General features: G+C 72.4%; 14 protein-coding genes. 7 read left to right on the top strand and 7 right to left on the bottom strand.

Annotation, left to right across the window (positions count from 1 at the left end):
• Positions 1 to 210: 210 nt before the first annotated feature.
• Positions 211 to 3,363 carry a glycosyltransferase gene (locus tag ACW62_RS26725; protein ID WP_157575002.1) on the bottom strand — a complete coding sequence of 1,051 codons (3,153 nt, stop codon included), beginning with the start codon at positions 3,361 to 3,363 and terminating at the stop codon, positions 211 to 213.
• Between the two features lie 120 nt (positions 3,364 to 3,483).
• Between ACW62_RS26725 and rfbD the strand changes: the two genes are divergently transcribed.
• Entirely contained in the window at positions 3,484 to 4,332 is an 849-nt protein-coding gene (rfbD, locus tag ACW62_RS26720; RefSeq protein ID WP_205629628.1) for a dTDP-4-dehydrorhamnose reductase, read from the top strand.
• Positions 4,333 to 4,537: 205 nt separating this feature from the next.
• Here the strand turns inward: rfbD and ACW62_RS26715 are convergent, their stop codons facing one another.
• From ACW62_RS26715 to rfbA, 4 genes are read right to left on the bottom strand one after another with little or no spacing between them, the layout of a single operon-like run.
• Positions 4,538 to 4,915: a hypothetical protein gene (locus tag ACW62_RS26715; RefSeq protein ID WP_053207170.1), complete on the bottom strand. Its 378-nt coding sequence runs from the start codon at positions 4,913 to 4,915 to the stop codon at positions 4,538 to 4,540.
• Entirely contained in the window at positions 4,912 to 7,206 is a 2,295-nt protein-coding gene (locus ACW62_RS26710) for a CehA/McbA family metallohydrolase (RefSeq protein WP_053207169.1), read from the bottom strand. The genes ACW62_RS26715 and ACW62_RS26710 overlap by 4 nt, the downstream gene beginning before the upstream one ends.
• A 34-nt stretch (positions 7,207 to 7,240) precedes the next feature.
• Complete coding sequence (rfbC, locus tag ACW62_RS26705) at positions 7,241 to 7,870, bottom strand: dTDP-4-dehydrorhamnose 3,5-epimerase (RefSeq protein ID WP_053207168.1); 630 nt, start codon at positions 7,868 to 7,870, stop codon at positions 7,241 to 7,243.
• Positions 7,867 to 8,739 carry a glucose-1-phosphate thymidylyltransferase RfbA gene (rfbA, locus tag ACW62_RS26700; RefSeq protein ID WP_053207167.1) on the bottom strand — a complete coding sequence of 291 codons (873 nt, stop codon included), beginning with the start codon at positions 8,737 to 8,739 and terminating at the stop codon, positions 7,867 to 7,869. Before rfbA ends, rfbC begins: the two co-directional genes overlap by 4 nt.
• 48 nt (positions 8,740 to 8,787) lie before the next feature.
• Here rfbA and rfbB point away from each other — a divergent pair, with 48 nt between their 5' ends.
• Both rfbB and ACW62_RS26690 read left to right on the top strand, forming a co-directional pair.
• Entirely contained in the window at positions 8,788 to 9,762 is a 975-nt protein-coding gene (gene rfbB / locus ACW62_RS26695) for a dTDP-glucose 4,6-dehydratase (protein ID WP_053207166.1), read from the top strand.
• Positions 9,763 to 9,833: 71 nt separating this feature from the next.
• Positions 9,834 to 11,975, top strand: coding sequence for an FG-GAP-like repeat-containing protein (locus tag ACW62_RS26690; protein ID WP_157575001.1), 2,142 nt, complete (start codon positions 9,834 to 9,836; stop codon positions 11,973 to 11,975).
• A 341-nt stretch (positions 11,976 to 12,316) separates the two neighbouring features.
• Here ACW62_RS26690 and ACW62_RS26685 read toward each other — a convergent pair whose 3' ends face one another.
• Positions 12,317 to 13,351 (bottom strand): aminoglycoside phosphotransferase family protein, encoded by a 1,035-nt coding sequence (locus ACW62_RS26685; protein WP_053207164.1) that lies wholly within the window; start codon positions 13,349 to 13,351, stop codon positions 12,317 to 12,319.
• A 246-nt stretch (positions 13,352 to 13,597) separates the two neighbouring features.
• Between ACW62_RS26685 and ACW62_RS26680 the strand changes: the two genes are divergently transcribed.
• Entirely contained in the window at positions 13,598 to 14,881 is a 1,284-nt protein-coding gene (locus tag ACW62_RS26680; protein WP_276202977.1) for a nucleotide sugar dehydrogenase, read from the top strand.
• Positions 14,882 to 14,925: 44 nt separating this feature from the next.
• On the top strand, positions 14,926 to 16,887 hold the full coding sequence (locus ACW62_RS26675; protein ID WP_053207162.1) for an acetoacetate--CoA ligase: 1,962 nt from the start codon (positions 14,926 to 14,928) through the stop codon (positions 16,885 to 16,887).
• Between the two features lie 6 nt (positions 16,888 to 16,893).
• Here the strand turns inward: ACW62_RS26675 and ACW62_RS26670 are convergent, their stop codons facing one another.
• Positions 16,894 to 17,784, bottom strand: coding sequence for a metallophosphoesterase family protein (locus tag ACW62_RS26670; RefSeq protein ID WP_420843621.1), 891 nt, complete (start codon positions 17,782 to 17,784; stop codon positions 16,894 to 16,896).
• On the opposite strand from ACW62_RS26670, the gene ACW62_RS35985 reads away from it, so the two are divergent.
• Entirely contained in the window at positions 17,716 to 17,976 is a 261-nt protein-coding gene (locus ACW62_RS35985; protein ID WP_240477430.1) for a hypothetical protein, read from the top strand. The genes ACW62_RS26670 and ACW62_RS35985 overlap by 69 nt on opposite strands.
• 36 nt (positions 17,977 to 18,012) lie before the next feature.
• Entirely contained in the window at positions 18,013 to 19,149 is a 1,137-nt protein-coding gene (locus ACW62_RS26665; protein WP_053207160.1) for an epoxide hydrolase family protein, read from the top strand.
• The last annotated feature ends 142 nt before the right edge of the window (positions 19,150 to 19,291 follow it).

The following is a 19,291-nucleotide window of genomic DNA, read 5'->3' as shown; positions in this document are numbered from 1 at the left end:
CGCCGGCCGCTCGTGGTTGGCAGTTTGGTGGGCCCAGGGCGCCAGTAATCCGCCAACCATCGGTGGCCGCGCACGGTCAGGGGTCGGTGGGGACGGCAGCCAGGCGAACGGCGAACAGCGTGGGCTCTGCCCGCACTTCCCCCCGTCCCCCTGATAGCTGCCAAGAACGGGCGCCAGGGGGACGGCCCACGTGCGGACCCCGGTGAACTGTCAGGCCGGCCCGGCCAACTCCCGCTCGGCCTGCAGCTTGCGCACCGTCTCGACCAGTTCCTCGGCGCGGGCGTCGAAGGAGTGCTCCCGCCGCACCAGCTCGGACAGCTTCTCCCGCGCGGCCGCCCGCTCAGGTGTCTCCGCGAGGTGCAGGTTCACCGCGGCGGCCAGTTCCTGCGGCGTCGAGTAGGTGAGGACGACGTCGCCGAAGACGTCGTGCAGACCGGGAACGTCGTCGGTCACCACCCGCGCCCCGCAGGCGGCGAGGTCGAACAGCCGGTTGGAGATCAGGCCCTCGGCCTTCATGTCGTCCCAGTGGTCGTTGAGCACGGCGCCGGCGCCGGCGTAGACGGCGGGGAGGTCTTCGTTGGGGATGTACTCGCCCAGCCAGGCGCCCTCGGGCAGCAGGCCGCGCCAGCGCACGCCGTAGACGGACGGGACGATGCCGGCTTCCAGCGCGGTGCCCACCGAGGCTCGCATGCCGCGCGCGTTGCCGACGAACAGGACGTCGTGGCGGCGGCGGGGGTCGGTGGGGACGGGGTGGAAGCGGTACTGGTCGGTGGCCTGCAGCAGCGGCCGCACGGGCGCGCCGAGGTCGGTGGACATCCGCCGGGCGAGGCCGGTGGACGCGGCGAAGACGGCGTCGTAGGAGGCCAGCTCGCGCCGGGTGACCCGCTCCGGGTGGCTGATCACCCACGACAGGTTGGTCTGCTGCGGGTTCACCGTGTAGACGCTGACCCCGCGCAGCACCAGCGCGACGTCGTCGAAGCGGCCGGTCGGCCGGTACCAGGCCCGCTTGGCGTCGATGACGGCCTCGTGGCCGAGCCGCTCCAGCGCCTCCTTGAGGCCGATGGCGTAGTGCCAGTCGCCCCAGTTGGTGCGCCGGGTGACGTCGGGTGCGCCGATCTTGATCGCCCAGCGTAGCGGCCGCTCCGGGCGGTCGTGCACGACGATCGGGTCGAACCCCCAGTGGGTGGGCGCCTCGCCGTCGTACCCGACGATGGCGTAGCCACTGTCACCCCAGACGGCGACGTCGTCCTGTGCGACGGTCTCCTTCCAGCGGCCGGTGAACAGCTCCTGGTTGTCGGTCGCGGTGGTCGTCGCCGACGCCGTGGTGCGCCGCTCCGGCGTTTCGGCCAGTGCGACCATGCTGGACGGGACGTGGCGCAGCGGACGGCCGGTCTCGCGGGCCAGCCGCAGGCTGAGGTCGGGGTTGTCGATGTCGTTGACGAACAGCGGGTCGAAGCCGCGGACGGCGGCGAAGTCGGCGGCCCGGACGGCGAGCGCGACCGGCGTCAGCCCGGCCGGCGTCGACGGCGTGACCACCTCGGGCGCGTCGCCGGGGAAGCGCCGGTAGAGGTTGTGCGGGTGCGCGCCGCGGGCGAACGCGACGCCGGCCGACCACACCGTGCCGTCGCGCAGCAGCACCAGCGGCTGGGCGGCCGCGGCGCCGTCGGCGAGCGCGGCGGTCAGCGGCTCCAGCCAGCCCGCCTCGGCCCAGGTCGACGGGGTGAGGAAGACGACGGTCTCGCCGGTGGACTCGGCAGCGCCGATGGTCCGCGACAGCTCCGTCGACAGCCGCTGGGTCTGCCGCAGCACCCGCACGTTCGGGAACCGGATCGGCAGGAACTGCAGCCGCATGGCTTCGGCATCGGACGACTTCGCGTCGACGACGACCACCTCGAGGTCGTCGCCGGCGCCGTCGAGCAGCCGCTCGACGGTGGCGGTGACGGCCTGCGCGTCGTCGCCGGCGTGGATGACGACGGACACCGACCCCGGACGGCGCGCGGCCAGCCCGGCGTCGACGGCGTCCCAGTCGACCAGGTGTTTGGCCCGGATGACGAAGCGGTAGCCGAACAGCTCGTTGATGGTGATGCGGTCGCTGCGCTGCTCCCATGCGTCGTAGCGGGTGGCGACGAACGGCGCGAGCTCGAAGTCGGTGACCGCGGACATCCGGATGAACAGGTCCCAGTCGACGTTGCGGCGCAGGTTCTCGTCGAACGCGCCGACCTCGTCGAGCAGCGACCGCTCGTGCAGGACGACGATGCAGTCGATGAAGTTGCGCTCGACCAGCGCGGCGCGGTTGTACGGCAGCGACCGGTAGCCGACGCGGCCGTTCTTCTTCTCCTCGACCAGCTCGGAGACGGCGTAGCCGAACCGCAGCGACCGGGTGCGCACGAACGCGACCATGACCTCGAGGAAGTCGGGCGTCCACACGTTGTCGCTGTCGAGGTACGCGACGTACTCGCCGCGGGCCTGCGCCAGGCCGGCGTTGCGGGCCACGGAGACGCCGCCGGCGCGGTCGCGCCGGACCAGCTCGATGCGCTCGTCGGCCAGCAGCGGCTCGATCGCCTCGGCGGTGCCGTCGGTGCTGCCGTCGTCGACGACGATCAGCTGCCAGTGGCGGTAGGTCTGCGCGGCGACGGACTCGATGGCGGTGAGCACGCCCGCGCGCCGGTCCTTCGTCGGGATGACGACGGTGACGAGCGGCGGCTCCTCGGCACGCCCGGCGTACTCGGTGACCACGCGGCGCTTGAACGCCTCGGAGGCCTCGTGGTCGAAGCTGTCGGCGGTGCGCGGCAGGTGCTCCCAGCCGTGGGTGTCGCGCATGAGCCGGCGGGTGCGGCGGGCGAAGTCGGCCAGCGGCGGGCCCTGCACGTCGCCGAAGTTCGAGGTGTAGACCTCGACGTCGAAGGCGGCGCTGGGCTGGGCACCGGTCTTCCACCCGGTCTCGAGGTAGTGGCCGAGCGGGCCGCCGCGGTGGGCGGCGGCGTCGGGGTGCCGTTCGGTGTAGAACTCGGGATCGAACAGCGGGTGCGGCGACAGCCCGCGGGCGATGCCGCGGTTGATGTAGTGGACGAACGGCGCGACGTCGAGCTTCTTCGGGCTCTTGGGGTGGTCGCGGTACCACTCGCTGACGAAACACGGGTTCGGCGAGATGTCGGTGGCCGAGCCGGCCGTGACGTAGTGGTCGATCGGGTCGACCCCGGACGGAATGGCCTCGGTGAGCTGCTCGCGGTACCAGTCGGCGTCGAACAGCCCACTGGCGCGGATAGCGGAGGCGATGCGGCGGCGCCGCGCGACGTCGTCGAGGTACGCCTGCGGCAGTACCTTCTTGACCAATCGACGGACCCTGCCGACCGGCAGTTTCATGCGCAGAACTCCTTGGGAACGATCATGACCCTGGTGCCCCAGGCCATTCGGACCCAAGTGCATCGGACGCGTTCGGACGCTCGGTATCTTAGACGTTCGACGAGGCTGGGAGGTGCCCAAGTGCGGTGGTTGGTCACGGGCGCGGCGGGCATGCTGGGCCGCGACGTCGCGACGGTGCTGGACGGCGCCGAGGTCACGGCGCTGGGCCGGGCGCAGCTCGACATCACCGACGCCGGCGCGGCCGACGACGCCGTCCGCGGTCACGACGTCGTGGTCAACACCGCGGCCTGGACCGACGTCGACGGCGCCGAGACGGCCGAGGCGGCGGCCACGGCGGTCAACGGCGCAGGTCCGGCGCACCTGGCCGCGGCCTGCGCCCGGCACGGCGCCCGGCTGGTGCACGTCTCCACCGACTACGTGTTCGACGGCGCCGCCACGTCGCCGTACCCCGAGGACGCGCCCACCGCGCCCCGGTCGGCGTACGGACGGAGCAAGCTGGCCGGTGAGCGGGCGGTGCTGTCGGCGCTGCCCGGCGCCGGGTACGTCGTGCGCACGGCGTGGCTGTACGGCGAGCACGGCGGCAACTTCGTCAAGACGATGGCCCGGCTCGCCGCCGATCGCGACACCCTCGACGTCGTCGACGACCAGCGTGGCCAGCCGACGTGGTCGATGGACGTGGCGACGCGGCTGGTCGAGCTGGCCCGCGCCGGCGCGCCGGCCGGCGTCTACCACGCGACGAACGGCGGCGAGACGACGTGGTTCGGGCTGGCCAGGGCGGTCTTCGCGCAGTTGGGCCTCGACCCCGGGCGCGTGCGCCCGACCACAACGGACCGGTTCCCGCGCCCAGCGCCGCGGCCCGCCTACTCCGTCCTCGGCCACGACGGCTGGGCCCGGGCCGGGCTGCCGCCGCTGCGCCCGTGGGACGAGGCGCTGGCGGACGCCGCCCCCGCCGTCCTCCCCCTCGGCTAGCCCGGCGCGGTCCCTTTGGCGTTGTCGGGTGGGCGTTTTCCTCGCTAGAGCGGGGCAAAGTCCGATCTGACGACAGCGACGATCGGGTGACGCAGGGGTGATCGGCCGAAGGGAGCACGGATCGCAAGGACCCGCCCATGATCATCAACCTTTTGAGCTGCTATCACGACGCGAGAGGTTGATGATCATGGAACGGGGGCGCCAGCTAGGACGAGCGCAGCAGCAGGCTGATCGTGCTGTGCTGCGCCAGGCCGCCGAGCGCCGCCAGCGCGCGGAACGTCAGCGTGACGTCGACGGTGGCGGGCGCGTCGAAGCGGACCCGGAAGCCGCCGTCCTGACGCGGCTCGCCGGTGAGCACGTGCACCGGGAGGTCCAGCTCGACGCCGGGCACCGGGGCGCTCTCGATGGTCAGCGGGCCGGTGACGTAGCCGTCGTTGACGATGGTGACGTCGACGGGGTGCCAGTCGCCCGGCGCCAGCACGCCGAGGCGCGTCGCGGTGCGGGCGACGTTCACCCGCGCCTCCGGGTTGATGGTGACGGCGATCGGCGCCGTGGTGTCGACCGGGCCGCAGCAGCCGTTCATCCGTCCACCTCGGATTCGTCGCGACGGCCCTGGTAGATGGCCTGCGCCTGGTCGTACGCCGCCCGCGCCCCGTCCCGTTCGCCCGCGCGGATGAACCCGGACTTGGCCGTCCACAGGGCGTCGACGGAGTCGTGCAGCCACTGGGCGCTGCGCTTCGAGGCGCGGATCGGGCGGCCGCCGGCCTCGACGAAGATCGGCTGGGTGTGCACGCTGGGCAGGATGCGCAGCGCCACCCACGACGAGCGCTCCAGCGTCACGTCGAACGCGACCTCCCGCTCGGCCCCGTCGGCGAGCACCCGCTGCGACGCCACCGCGTAACCGTTCACCACCAGCTCGAGCAGCACCTCGCGGCCGCCGCCGATGCGGGCCCGCTCCAGGTGCCAGCCGACCGGCGCGCTGTACGCGGGGCGTCCCGGCTCCGGCGGCAGTGGCGGGGTCTCCGGCAGCCAGGCCGCGACGGTCGCCGTCACACGGACCGGGCCCGGCTCGGCCACCCGCTGATCCCGCGCGGTGTCGCCGTCGACGGCGAAGTCGAAGACGTGGCTGCGGCCGTCGCCGAAGTACGAGGCGCCGTCCCGAAGACCGTCCAGCCACGCCTCCAGCGCCCGCGGCCCTCGCGGCGGCGACGGCAGCCGGACGTAGGTGCGCCCGACGCCCGGGCCGTCGTCGTAGATGCACGGATAGTCGGTCTCGCCCAGCATGAGCGTGCTGTAGCCGACGTTGAGCAGGTGGTACCAGATGTTCAGCTCGGCCGCGGGCGCCAGCTCGGCGCCGGCCTGGAAGTCGGCGGCGCCGAGCGGGACGTCGACGACGATCTCGTTGGACCCGATCGACTGGAATCCGGGAACGACGTGGTTCGGCAGCTCGTCGGTGCCGGCGGCCAGCCCGAGCCCGCAGTGCGCGTACCCCGTCAGCGCGCCCTGTGCCCGCCCCCACCGCATGATCGGCAGGTTCCACGACGGCCAGTCCTCGATCAGCTGCGTGCCCGGATAGTCCTGGTCGGTGAGGCCGAGCAGGATGACGTGCCCGGAATGGCTGGACGGGAAGCCCGACACCTCGACGTCGTAGCGCAGCGCGCTCTCGTCGTCGCGGTCGGTGGGCCGCGGCGACCACGTCATGCCCTGCGCCTGCTGCATCGCCTCGTTCTCCAGCAGCGCCGGCGGGCTGATCGACTCGCCGCTGAAGAACTGCTTCTGGTGGTAGTAGCAAGGCCCCCAGGTCAGGACGCTGCCCAGCCACAGGCCCTCGCCGCGGACGTGCCGGATCATCGTCTCCGGCGTGACGCCCTCGCTGGGCACGTTGTAGTGCGAGCAGCCGCCGGCGTGGATGTGCGGGTCGCCGGAGTAGTAGCCGTGCGCGGCGGGGTCGACCCAGCGGTCCAGCCGCAGCTCGACGGCGTCCGTGCCGGGCTCGACGCGGACGTCCCGGGTGACCGGGCGGTACTCCGGCCCGCGCCGCACCGAGATCTCGTACTCGCCGTCCGGCAGGACGACGACCTCGCCGGTGGCGCGGTACACGTGCTCGTGGAAGAACATGTCCGGCGCCAGCCGCATCGCCGTCGACGGGTACGACCGGCCGTGGGCGTCGCGCACGGTGACGGCGGCCATGCTGCTGGCGCCGTCGGGCTCGCGGACGTCGAGGCGGATCTCCCGCGCCGGCCGGCTCTCGAACTCGATGGTCGCGCCGTACTCCGTCGCGGTCATCATCATCTCGATCGCGGCCCGGTTCCCCGGCGGGCGGGTCAGGCTCGGCGGCCGGTCCTCGACCGCCAGCGTGAACGCCAGCTCGGCGGAGCGGCGGCCGCCGTCGCGGCTGTACGCGCTGATGACGTGGTACTCGGCCTCCAGCCCGGACAACTCGCCGGACGTCGCCAGCCGCGTCTGCAGCCAGGCGTCCTTGATGCGCGGCACGCTGTCGACGGTGTCGGGCAGCGCGATGCGGGCGGAGTGGCTGCGGTGGTCGATGACGCCGTACACACCGGACGTCGTGCCGTTCAGCCGGCCCTCGATGCGGTGCGGGTTCGCGACCCGCACCAGGAAGCTGGTCCAGCCGTGCTGGACCAGCCGCGGCGGCGCGGCGCCGGGCCGGGTGACCGTGCCGGCGTGCTCGTCGACGCCCACCTCGACCAGCACGTACGGACGGAGCAGCGCCTCGATCTCGGCGGCGGGGCCGGCCGTCAGCTCGGCCAGCCGGGCGGTCACGTCAGCGGGCAGCGGGTCGCCGAGGTCGCGCAGCTGGTGCACGGCGCGGGTCGCGGAGGCGAGCAGGGGCTGGGCAGCGGGCTCGGACACGGTCCTCCAACGTCGGCGGGGTGTCCGGCCGACGTTACTGTGCCGCGAGCGCCGCGTAGAACTCCTTTGTTGCCGCGTAGTCCGGCAGCAGCCCGGACTCCAGTGCCGCGGCCAGCGACGGCGCGGCGCGGTCCTTCTCGGACAGGATCGGGGTGATCGGCCGGCCCGCGCGGTCCGTCGTCGGCCAGTCGATGCCCAGCTCGGGGTCGAGCGGGTCGACGCCGTGCTCGCGGCCGGGCGCGTACGGCGTCGAGCACAGGTACATGACGGCCGAGCCGTCGGCCAGCGACAGGAACGCGTGCCCCAGCCCCTCCGCCACGTACACGGCCCGCCGGTCGGCGTCGTCGAGCAGCACGGAGTCCCAGGCCCCGAACGTCGGCGACCCGGCCCGGAGGTCGACCACGACGTCGAGGACGGCGCCGCTGACGCACGTGACGTACTTGGCCTGGCTGGGCGGGACGTCGGCGAAGTGCAGGCCGCGCAGCACCCCGGCGGCCGAGACGGACAGGTTGGTCTGGACGATGTCGGGGCGGTGGCCGACGTGCGGCGCCAGCAGGTCGCCACGGAACGACTCGAGGAACACGCCGCGGTCGTCGCCGAACTGCGGCGGCGTGACGACCCACGAGCCGGGCACGGACAGCGGCTCGATCTTCGGCCCGCTCACACCGGCGCTCCGTCGAGCAGCCCGACGAGGTAGTCGCCGTAGCCGGACTTCGCCAGCGCCTCGCCGCGGACCCGCAGCTGGTCGTCGTCGATGAAGCCCAGGCGCCAGGCCACCTCCTCGGGGCAGCCGATCTTGTGGCCCTGCCGCGCCTCGATGACGCGGACGTACTCGCCGGCGGCCATGAGGTTGTCGAACGTGCCGGTGTCGAGCCAGGCGGTGCCGCGCGGCAGCACCTCGACGTGCAGGGCGCCGCGGTCGAGATAGCTGCGGTTGACGTCGGTGATCTCCAGCTCGCCACGCGCCGACGGGGCCAGGCCGCGGGCGATCTCGACGACGTCGCTGTCGTAGAAGTACAGGCCGGGGACGGCGAAGTTGCTGCGCGGCCGCGCCGGCTTCTCCTCCAGGCTGATGGCCCGGCCGTCGCCGTCGAACTCGACGACGCCGTACGCGGTGGGGTCGGCGACGTGGTGGGCGAAAACGAGCCCTCCGTCGATCTCGGTGTACTTGCGCAGTTGGGTGCCGAGGCCGGCACCGTAGAAGATGTTGTCGCCGAGGACCAGCGCCACGTGCTCCGAGCCGACGAAATCGGCCCCGATGACGAACGCCTGGGCCAGCCCGTCGGGGCTCGGCTGCTGGGCGTAGGTGATGGAGATGCCCAGGTCGGAGCCGTCGCCGAGCAGCGACTGGAACTGCCGCGCGTCGTGTGGCGTGGTGATGACGAGGATGTCGCGGATGCCGGCCAGCATGAGGGTGGTCAGCGGGTAGTAGATCATCGGTTTGTCGAAGACCGGGAGCATCTGCTTGCTGACCGCCATGGTGAGCGGATGCAGCCGGGTTCCCGAGCCGCCCGCCAGGATGATTCCTCGCATGAGCGCCTACGATAGCCCGCGACAGGGACCGCTCCAGGAGGGGACGAGATGCGGCTGTTGATCACGGGCGGGGCCGGCTTCATCGGCTCGCACTACGTCCGCCAGGCACTGTCCGGCGCTTATCCCGGCCTCGACGGCGCCGACGTCGTCGTGCTCGACAAGCTCACCTACGCCGGCAACCCGGCCAACCTCGAGCCTGTCGCCGACCACCCGCGGTTCTCCTTCGTCAAGGGCGACATCCTCGACACCGGGCTGGTCGACGAGCTCGTCGCCGCGGCCGACCAGGTCGTCCACTTCGCCGCCGAGAGCCACGTCGACCGCTCCATCCAGGGCGCCGCCGCGTTCGTCCAGACCAACGTCGTCGGCACCCAGACGCTGCTCGACGCGGCCCGGCGGCACGGCGTCGACCGGTTCGTGCACGTGTCCACCGACGAGGTGTACGGGTCCATCGAGTCCGGCTCGTGGACCGAGGACCACCTGCTCGCGCCGAACTCGCCGTACAGCGCCAGCAAGGCCAGCAGCGACCTCGTCGCGCTCGCCTACCACCGCACCCACGGCGTTCCAGTGTCGGTGACCCGCTGCTCGAACAACTACGGTCCGTACCAGTACCCCGAGAAGGTCATCCCGCTGTTCGTGACCAACCTGCTCGACGGGCTGAACGTGCCGCTGTACGGCGACGGCCTCAACGTGCGCGACTGGCTGCACGTCGACGACCACTGCCAGGCCATCGAGCTGGTCCGCTCGGGCGGCCGGTCCGGCGAGATCTACAACATCGGCGGCGGCCGCGAGCTGACGAACAAGGAGCTCACCGGCCTGCTGCTGGAGGCCTGCGGGGTCGGCTGGGACCGCGTCGACCACGTCGAGGACCGCCTCGCCCACGACCGGCGCTACTCCGTCGACCACGGCAAGATCCGCGCCGAGCTGGGCTACGTGCCGCGGCAGGACTTCGCCGCCGGGCTGGCCGGGACGGTCGGCTGGTACCGCGACCAGCGGTCGTGGTGGGAACCGCTGAAGAACCGCTGATCGGGGATTCGTCCGCGGCCGTCCGGGGCATACTCGAAGACGACCTGCGGTCGATCGGGAGGTAGCGAGGCTTGCGGCGTGCGGTCGGCATCCTTGTGGCGACGGTGCTGGCGGCGACCCTCCTCACCGGCTGGGCGCCCGGCTGGCTCGGCGGTGACCCGTCCGCGCCACGCGACGTCCGCCAGCCCCCGTCGAAGACCGTCGACGTCGGCGTGTTCTTCGCCTCCGCCCGGGGCGCCGCGGACGCCGTCCAGGCCGCCATCGACGCCGCCGACCCGGGCCAGACCGTCGTCTTCCCCGCCGGGGTCTACCAGCTGGAGCGGCCCGTCCGGTTCCGGTCCGGGCGCGACTACACCGCCGCCGACGGCGCCCGCGTGGTGCTGCGCGGCTCCGGCGAGGACGGCGTCACGCTCGCCCACGACGAGCTGAGCGACGTCACCATCAGCGGGCTGGAGTTCGACAACGTCCGCATCGAGCTGAAGGGCTCCGACGACCACACCTCCGTCACCGACGTCACGCTGCGCGACTGCACGTTCCGCAACGGGCCGGTGGGCAGCGAGTGGGGCGTCGCGTACGTGCTGCTGCGGCACACCGTCGGCGTCACGGTCGAGGGCTGCGAGTTCCTCCGCGACAGCGCGCACCCCGGCCGCGGCGTGGTCTCCGACAGCACTCGGCTGACCGTCGTCAAGGACTCCTGGTTCGGCACCACCGCCGACCTCGACCCGTCCGTGCCGGACGGCTGGTTCCGCACCGCGATCAACTTCTGGGGCCACGACCTCGCCATCGCCCAGGGCAACGACGAGGTCATCGTCGACGGCAACGTGTGGCGGCGCACGCCCGGCATCGGCGCGCCGGCCGGCTGCCAGTTCTGCCAGGATCACGGCCTGTACGCGTGGGGCAGCCGGCGGCTGTCGATCGTCGGCAACCGCGCCGACGGCTGGGACGCGTCGCCCGCCGGCGGCTCGATGAAGCTGCGCAACCAGACCGACACCTTCGTCGTCGGCAACCGGCTGCGTTCGTCGGGCATCCTCAGCTACGTCTACGCCAGCTCGAACATGCCCGAGGTGTTCCGCCGGGTGTCGCTGCGCGACAACACCATCGACATGCGCGGCGCGACCGGCTGCCGGCACTACTGCGGCGTCACGTACTGGCGCGACGCGGAGATCCTCGGCCAGCAGGGCGCACCGGAGAGCGACGTGTTCATCGGCGGCAACGCGTTCGTCGACGGCGGGCTGATCTCCGTCTCCACCGACCGCGCCGCCGAGTTCTGCGTCCAGGGGAACAGCCAGGCCGCGCTGATCTCGCACCTGGGCGACGTCCGGACCAGCGACTGCGGTGCGGCGCCGGAGTGGGAGGAACCGTTCGCCGGGGTGCTGCGCGGCGACTTCGACGGCGACGACCGGGAAGATTTCGTCCAGCTGGTCCGCGACGACGACGCGGACCCGTACTGGCGGGCGCACCTGAGCGCCGGCAACGGCGTCGAGATCCAGGAGTGGCCCGCGCACGTCGGCGGCGCCCAGCTGGCCGCCCGGCTCGGCGTCCAGGTCGGCGACTTCGACGGCGACGGCCGCGACGACCTCGCCTGGGCCGGCACCTGCCGCGACCAGGGCAGTTGCTGGCGCGTCGCCCTGGCCGGCGACGACGGGTTCGCGCCGCCCCGGCCGTGGGCCCGGCTCGGCTCCGTCACCGCCGAGACCACCCAGTTCGGTATCCAGGTCGGCGACTTCGACGGCGACGCCCGCGACGACCTGCTCTACCGCGGCGGCTGCGGCCCCGATGGCGAGCCGTGCTGGCGGATGCTCGGCAGCGACGGCGAGTCGTTCCAGGTCTCCTCCTGGGGCGACGCCGCCGCCTGGACCACCGAGTCCGACGTGTACGGCCTCCTGGTCGCCGACTTCTCCGGCGACGGCCGCGACGACGTCCTCTACCGCGGCGCCTGCGGCTCCCGCCCGGAACCGTGCTGGCGCATGCACGTCAGCGGCGACAACGGCTTCAAGGTGCGCAGCTGGGGCGACGCCTTCTGGGCCGAGCCCGACGGCAGCACCGCCCACTTCGGCATCTCCGTCGGCGACATCGACGGCGACGGCGACGCCGACCTCGGCTACCGCGGCCGCTGCGGCAACGGCGAGTCGCAGTGGCGTTACCACCTCAGCACCGGCTCGGCCTTCACCGCCGCCTGCGCGCCGCGGGCCAAACTGCCCCCGGCCCGCTGAGACGGCCGCTCACTGGCCGCTCGTGGTTGGCAGTTTGGTGGGCCCAGGGGGCCAGTAATCCGCCAACCATCGGTGGCCGCGCACGGCCAGGGTCGGTGGGGACGGCAGTCAGGCAAACGGCGCACGGCGCACCGGGCGGGCTCTGCCCGCACTTCCCCCGTCCCCCTGATAGCTGCCCGTTCTTGGCCGCGGTGCCGCGGGTCAAGCGGTGCTTCGCCGCGCGAAGCGCCACTGGGCTCCGCTTGAGGCGCGGTGCCGCGGCTGAGAAAATGGGCAGCAGGGGGACGGCCCACTGCCGCCAAGCGGCCAACGCGGCGAGCACAGCGGCGACCGGCGGCCGCTCAGGGCAGTAGATCGTCCAGCAGCCGCAGCATCGTGTGCATACGCCGGTCGGCGGCCTTGACGCTGCCCCGCTTGACGGCGCGGAAGTAGCGGTTGCGCCAGCCGCTCAGGAACAGCAGCAGGGCCAGCGCCACCTGCAGCCGCCACGGGACGGCGCCGGCGGTGGTCAGGGCGGGCCGCAGCGAGGTGGGCGCGTCCAGCGTCGCTGCCAGGGCACGCGGCTCGGGCGCGGACATCAGCACCTTGAGGACGTCGTGCGCGAGCGGCCGGTGCCCGGCGTCCTCCCAGTCGACCAGCGCGAGCCGGCCGTCGGTCATCCGCAGCACGTTGCCCAGGCCCGGGTCGCCGTGGCTGAGCCCCACGGTGAGCGGCCGCGCGTCGTCGAGGAGGGCGCGGGCCCGTTTGAGCGTCGTCGGGCGGTCGAGGGCATCGGGCCAGCTGCCCGGGGGCGGGTCCTCGGCCAGGCCGGTGAACGCGGCCAGGGCGCGGGACCGTTGCTCGTCGCCGAGCGGCTCGTGCATCACGCCCAGCCGCCGCCACGTCTCGGCCAGCAGCGCGAGCAGTTCCACGACGGTGTCGGCGGCGTCCTCGGGCCGCACCGCCGCGCCGTCGACCGCCTCCTCGACCAGCCAGTCCGCGACGGCGCCGCCGGCCGGCCCGCGTCCGGACAACCCGCTCTCCAGCACCTGCGGGACGGCGAACGGCGTCCGGCCGGCCAGCACCCGCTGGTGCGCGCTGCCCGCCACCAGCGGCGTCGGCGTCCCGGACGTGAGCCGCTGCTGCACGACGAGGGTGCGGGCCGCCTCGGTGAGGTAGAACGCGCGGAACCGCAGCTGCTCCGCCGTGCGCATCGCCCCGGCGACCACGACGTCCGCGGCGGCCGCCGAGCGCACCCGCGGCCGGCCGTCCGCGACCAGCACCGATGCCCCCGTCCGCTGGTCGACGAAGACGCCGCTGGACGGGAACTCCGCCGCCGCGTCCAGCCGCTCGGAGAAGGCGATGCGGTTGTCGTGGAAGAAATGCCGCCGACGCAACCGGGCAACGCCACGTGCGGACGGCAGGCTGCCCGTCGTACGCTCGATGACAGCGGCCCATTCGAGCGAACGGACGGCATCGGAGGCGGCAGGCACCGACTATGTCTACCAGCGCAACAGCGCAGTTCAGACCGGTTTCGATGGGAACTCGATGAGAGTGTTCTCATCTTCTGGACGGCTCTCGCGGGCCGCAGGAAACATCGCATGCTCAGACCTGCTGTAAAGTCGCACGGTCACGAGCGCCACATGGACGGGAACGAAGCAGTGTCGACAGATGTCGCAGTGGTTGGACTGGGATACGTGGGTTTGCCGCTGGCGCAGGAAGCCAGCCGCTCGGGCCTGCGAGTCATGGGTTTCGACGTCAGCACCCACGTCGTCGAAGGTCTGAACGAAGGTCGGTCGCACGTCGACGACCTGTCCGACGCCGACATCGCCGAGATGAAGGCGGCCGGCTTCCAGGCGTCGGCGAACGAGGCCGACCTCGATGCGGCCGACACCATCGTCATCTGCGTGCCGACGCCGCTGTCCGACGACGGCGGGCCCGACCTCGGCGCCGTCAAGGCCGCGGTCGGCACCGTCGGGCGGCACCTGACCGCCGGCATGCTGGTGGTGCTCGAATCGACCACCTACCCGGGCACCACCGACGAGGTGGTCCGGCCGATGCTGGAGGAGGCCTCCGGCCTCGTCGCCGGCCGCGACTTCCACCTCGCGTTCTCGCCCGAGCGCATCGACCCGGGCAACCCGAAGTACGGCATGCGCAACACCCCCAAGGTCGTCGGCGGCCAGACCGCCGCCTGCACCGAGCGGGCGGCCACGTTCTACCGCCGCTTCGTCGACACCGTCGTCGAGGCCAAGGGCACCCGCGAGGCCGAGACCGCGAAGCTGCTCGAGAACACCTACCGGCACGTCAACATCGCGCTGGTCAACGAGATGGCGCGGTTCTGCCACGAACTCGGCATCGACCTCTGGGACGTCATCCGGCTGGCGAAGACCAAGCCGTTCGGCTTCCAGGCGTTCTACCCGGGTCCCGGCGTCGGCGGGCACTGCATCCCGATCGACCCGAACTACCTGAGCCACAACGTGCGCCAGCGCCTCGGCTACCCGTTCCGGTTCGTCGAGCTGGCGCAGGAGATCAACGCCACCATGCCGGCGTACGTCGTCCAGCGCATTCAGAACATCCTCAACACCGACGGCAAGGCCGTCAACGGGTCGACGATCCTGCTGCTCGGCGTCACGTACAAGCCCGACATCGCCGACCAGCGCGAGTCGCCCGCCGTCCCGCTGGCCAAGCGGCTGGCGTCGCTCGGCGCCAACGTGATCTTCCACGACCCCAAGGTCCCCACCTGGAAGGTCGACGGCGCCGTCCTCGAGTCGGTCACCGACCTCGACGCCGCGCTGGCCTCGTCCGACCTCACCGTCGTCCTCCAGCCGCACAGCGACTACGACGGCACACTCATCGCCAAGACGGCGAAGCGAGTCTTCGACACCCGCGGCATCACCCCGCTCGGCGACGCCGTCGAACACATGTGACCCGGCTAACGCGGGCCGGCCCGGCCCGCGTTAGGTTGTGCCGCATGACCGACGACGCCGAAGTCGTGTGGCGGCCCGATCCCGAGGCCGTGGCCCACAGCCGCATCGCCGCGTTCCGCCGCCGGCTGCGCGACGAAGGTCTGGTCGACGCCGCCGATTACGACGAGCTGTGGCGCTGGTCGGTCGGTGAGCCGGGCGAGTTCTGGGGCGCCGTCGCCCGCTTCTTCGAGGTCGAGTTCCGCACGCCGCCCGAGGACGTGCTGCCCGACGTCGCGATGCCGGGGACCCGCTGGTTTCCCGGCGCGACGCTCAACTACGCCGAGCAGGCGCTGCGCCCCGGCGAGGGCAAGGGCGACGACGACGGCGCGGTCGTGTTCCGGCGCGAGGACGGGCTGCGCGCCGAGCTGACCCATGGCGAGCTGCGCCGGCAGGTCGCGGCCATGCGTGCGGCGCTGGCCGCCCTCGGCGTCGGCCGCGGCGACCGCGTGGCCGCGCTGGTCCCCAACGCGCCGCAGACACTGGTCGCGTTCCTGGCGACGGCCAGCCTGGGCGCCGTCTGGTCGTCCTGCTCCCCCGACTTCGGCGTGCGGGCGGCGGCCGACCGGTTCGCGCAGATCTCGCCGACGGTGCTCGTGACCTGCGACGGCTACGTCTACAACGGGAAGACGGTCGACGTCCGGCCGACGGTGGCGGCGCTGCGGGCGCAGCTGCCCGGCCTACGCGCCGTGGTCGCGTTTCCGTTCGTGGGGACGTCCGTGCCCGATGCGCTGAGCTGGGACGACCTGCTGGCCGAGCACGACGGCGCGGCGCTCGAGTTCACGCCGGTGCCGTTCGACCACCCGCTCTGGGTGCTGTACTCGTCCGGCACGACCGGCCTGCCGAAGGGGATCGTCCAGGGCCACGGCGGCATCGTGCTCGAGCACGTCAAGGCGGCCGGCCTGCAACTGGATCTGAAGCCCGGCGAACGGTTCTTCTGGTTCACCACGACCGGCTGGATGATGTGGAACTTCCTCATCGGCGGGCTGCTGGTCGGGTCGACGGTGGTGCTGTACGACGGCAGTCCCGGGTATCCGTCGCTGCGATCGCTGTGGGATCTCGCCACCGAGGAGCGGGTCGCCGTCCTCGGGACGTCGGCGCCGTTCGTGCAGGCCTGCCTGAAGGACGGCCTGACGCTGGACCCGTCGGCGTTCCCGGCGTTGCGGGCGGTCGGCAGCACCGGTGCGCCACTGTCGACCGACGGTTTCCGCTGGCTCAGCCGCAACCTGGGCCCGTCCGTGCAGATCGCCAGCCTCTCCGGCGGCACCGACGCCTGCACGGCGTTCGTCGGTCCGGCCCCGGACGTGCCGGTGTGGCTGGGCGAGCTGTCCCGGCCCGCGCTCGGTGCCGCGCTGGCCGCGTTCAACGAAGCCGGGCACCCCGTCATCGGCGAGGTCGGCGAGCTGGTGCTGACGGCGCCGCTGCCGTCCATGCCGGTCTCCTTCTGGGGCGACGACGACGGCTCGCGGCTGCGGGCGGCCTACTTCGAGGACTACCCGGGGGTGTGGCGGCACGGCGACTGGGTGACGATCACGCCACACGGGTCCGCCATCATCCACGGCCGCAGCGACTCCACCCTCAACCGCGGCGGCGTCCGCATGGGGACGGCGGAGTTCTACCGGGTCGTCGAGGGCCATCCGGCCGTCGTCGACTCGCTGGTCATCGACACGTCCGGTGCCGCGTCGCCGGACGGTGAGCTGATCTGCTTCCTGGTGCTGGCGCCCGGGGTCACGCTCGGCGAGGTCGAGCCGGAGCTGCGGTCGTCGCTGCGTGCGGAGCTGTCGCCCCGGCACGTCCCCGACCGCTTCGTCGTCGTCGACGACGTGCCGCGGACGCTGACCGGCAAGAAGTGCGAGGTGCCGGTGAAGCGGATCCTCGCCGGGGTGGCGGCGGAGGCGGCCGTGAGCCGCGAGGCGCTGCGCAACCCTGCGGCCCTCGACCCGTTCGTCGCGCTGGCCGCGACCCGCTGACACCGTCTACTTGCGGCGCCGGCCGTCGGGCAGTGGCAGCGGGTCGATGCTCTGGTCGTTCGCGGTCAGGTCGATGCCGAGGTCGCCGGCGAACACCAAGTGGGTCTCGATGTCGACGTCGCCGGCGCCGAGCAGGACGCCGTAGTAGTCGCCGACGTAGGTGTTGACGTGGTCGTGGCCGCAGAAGACGCCGCGCACGTCGCCGCGATCGAGGATGGCGGAGAACATGCCGCAGTTGAACGGGCCGGGGCACTCGTCCTCGTTGCGCTCGCCGATGATGCCGTGCTTGGCGACGGCGCGCTCGTGGTCGGCGGCGGTGCGGCTGTCGACGCTGGCGAACCACATGAAGCGGTACTCCCACAGCGGGATGTGGATGAACATCAGCGCCGGCACCTTCTGCCCGGCCCGCTTCTCGACCAGCTCGGACGTCTCGGTGTACCAGTGCACCTGGTTCATCCGCAGCCAATCCCACGTCGGGTAGCCGGCGAAGTCCTGCCCCGCGATCGTCGACGGGGCGTAGCGGCCGCTGTCGAGCAGGAACAGGTTGAAGACGGGACGCTGGCCGCGGGCGCCGCGGATCAGCAGGTTCATGGTGCCGGAGCCGGTGACGCCGCGCGGGCTGGGCTGATTCAGGTTGTGGCCGTAGGACCGGTAGAAGGCGAGCATGTCCTCCTCGTCCATCCCGGTGTCCGGCGTGGAGTCCTCGTCGTGGTTGCCGTAGGTGACCACCCACGGGATCTGCCGCTGCTCCATCGGCTGGACGACGTTGTTCATCGCCTGCCTCATCTCGGTGGCGTTCGCGCAGCCGCCGGTGATGTTGTCGCCGTTGTGGACGACGAGGTCGGGCTGCTCGCTGTCGAGGACCTTCTCCATCAACTCGATGGTGCGCCGCTCGATCCGCTCGTCGTCCTGGGTGTCGTTGAACTGGACGATCTTGAACGCGCCGTCGCCTGTGAACCGCAGCGGCCGGTCCTCGTCCGCCGCGCCCGCGGTGGTCGCACCGGCGAGCGCACGGCGCCGCCGAGCGCGAGTGCGGCGGTGCCGGGGACGCTAACGGCCGCCGGGCACGAGCAGCCATCGCGGCGGTGAGGAGCGGATGAAGCCCACCCGAATAGGCTGGCCGGCGTGGAAAGGTTCCGCATCGACGTCCCCGAATCCCAGCTGGACGACCTCCGGGCCCGGCTGCGCGCCACCCGCTGGCCGGAGCCGGCCACCGTCGACGACTGGTCGCAGGGTGTTCCGCTGGACTGGCTGCGCGACCTCTGCGACTACTGGGCGACGGGGTACGACTGGCGGCGGGCGGAGGGCCGGCTGAACGCCCTGCCACAGTTCCGGACGGTGGTCGACGGGCTCGGCATCCACTTCCTGCACGTCCGCTCACCGCATGACGACGCGTTCCCGCTGGTGCTGACGCACGGCTGGCCCGGCTCGATCCTCGAGTTCGGCAAGCTGATCGGCCCGCTCACCGATCCACCCGACCCAGCCGACGCCTTCCACGTCGTCGTCCCGTCGCTGCCCGGCTACGGGTTCAGCGACCGGCCGGCCCGCACCGGCTGGGGCATCGAGCGCATCGCCGCCGCTTGGGCCACGCTGATGGACCGCCTCGGCTACGACCGCTATGGCGCCCAGGGCAGCGACTGGGGCACGACGGTGTCGACGCTGCTCGGCGTCGCGCACCCGGACCGCGTCGCCGGCATCCACCTGATGCCGCCGCTCGCGCCGCCCGACCCCGCCACGTTCGACGACCTCACCGCCGCCGAGCGGTCGGCGCTGGACGACCTGCGCGAGGCGGACGAGTGGGGCTCCGGCTACTCCCGCCAGCAGTCGACCCGGCCGCAGACCGTCGGCTACGGGCTGGTCGACTCGCCGGCGGCGCTGTGCGCGTGGATCGCGGAGAAGTACTGGTTCTGGGCCGACCACGACGGCTCGCTCGACACCGTCGTCAGCCGCGACGAACTGCTCGACGCCGTCATGCTCTACTGGCTGCCCGCCACCGGTGCGTCCGCCGCGCGGCTGTACTGGGAGAGCATCCGCCAGGTCGACGAGTGGATCTCCGGCAGCACCGGCGTCTCCGTCGACGTCCCGACCGGGTGCACGGTGTTCCCGAAGGAGCGGCAGCGACCGTCGCGGCGATGGGCGGAGCGCTGGTTCACCAACATCAAGCACTGGAGCGAGCCCGCCCGCGGCGGCCACTTCGCCGCCCTCGAACAGCCGGACATCGTCGTCGACGAGATCAGGACGTTCTTCCGGCTGGTCCGCTGACGGCCGCGGCTGCTTCTCGCGTTTCATCCAGCATTGGTGGCGTCATAACACCCCGGACCTTGGATGATCATGGAGCCAACGGTGGTGGCGACAGTGTTGCCACACGGTGCCTGCAGCACCCGGGAGACGCTCGGCCGTCTGG

Origin of the sequence: Jiangella muralis (assembly GCF_001270745.1) — a bacterium.
In the GTDB taxonomy this organism is placed as follows: Bacteria; Actinomycetota; Actinomycetes; order Jiangellales; family Jiangellaceae; genus Jiangella; species Jiangella muralis.
The sequence above is the reverse complement of the archived record's forward strand: the minus strand, read 5'-3'. Positions and strand labels throughout refer to the sequence as shown.

Excerpts from the sequence above, each read along its gene's own strand:
- rfbA (WP_053207167.1), bottom strand. The coding sequence starts at position 8,739 with ATGCGAGGAATCATCCTGGCGGGCGGCTCGGGAACCCGGCTGCATCCG.
- rfbB (WP_053207166.1), top strand. The coding sequence starts at position 8,788 with ATGCGGCTGTTGATCACGGGCGGGGCCGGCTTCATCGGCTCGCACTAC.
- ACW62_RS26725 (WP_157575002.1), bottom strand. The coding sequence starts at position 3,363 with ATGAAACTGCCGGTCGGCAGGGTCCGTCGATTGGTCAAGAAGGTACTG.
- ACW62_RS26715 (WP_053207170.1), bottom strand. The coding sequence starts at position 4,915 with ATGAACGGCTGCTGCGGCCCGGTCGACACCACGGCGCCGATCGCCGTC.
- ACW62_RS26675 (WP_053207162.1), top strand. The coding sequence starts at position 14,926 with ATGACCGACGACGCCGAAGTCGTGTGGCGGCCCGATCCCGAGGCCGTG.
- ACW62_RS26680 (WP_276202977.1), top strand. The coding sequence starts at position 13,598 with ATGGACGGGAACGAAGCAGTGTCGACAGATGTCGCAGTGGTTGGACTG.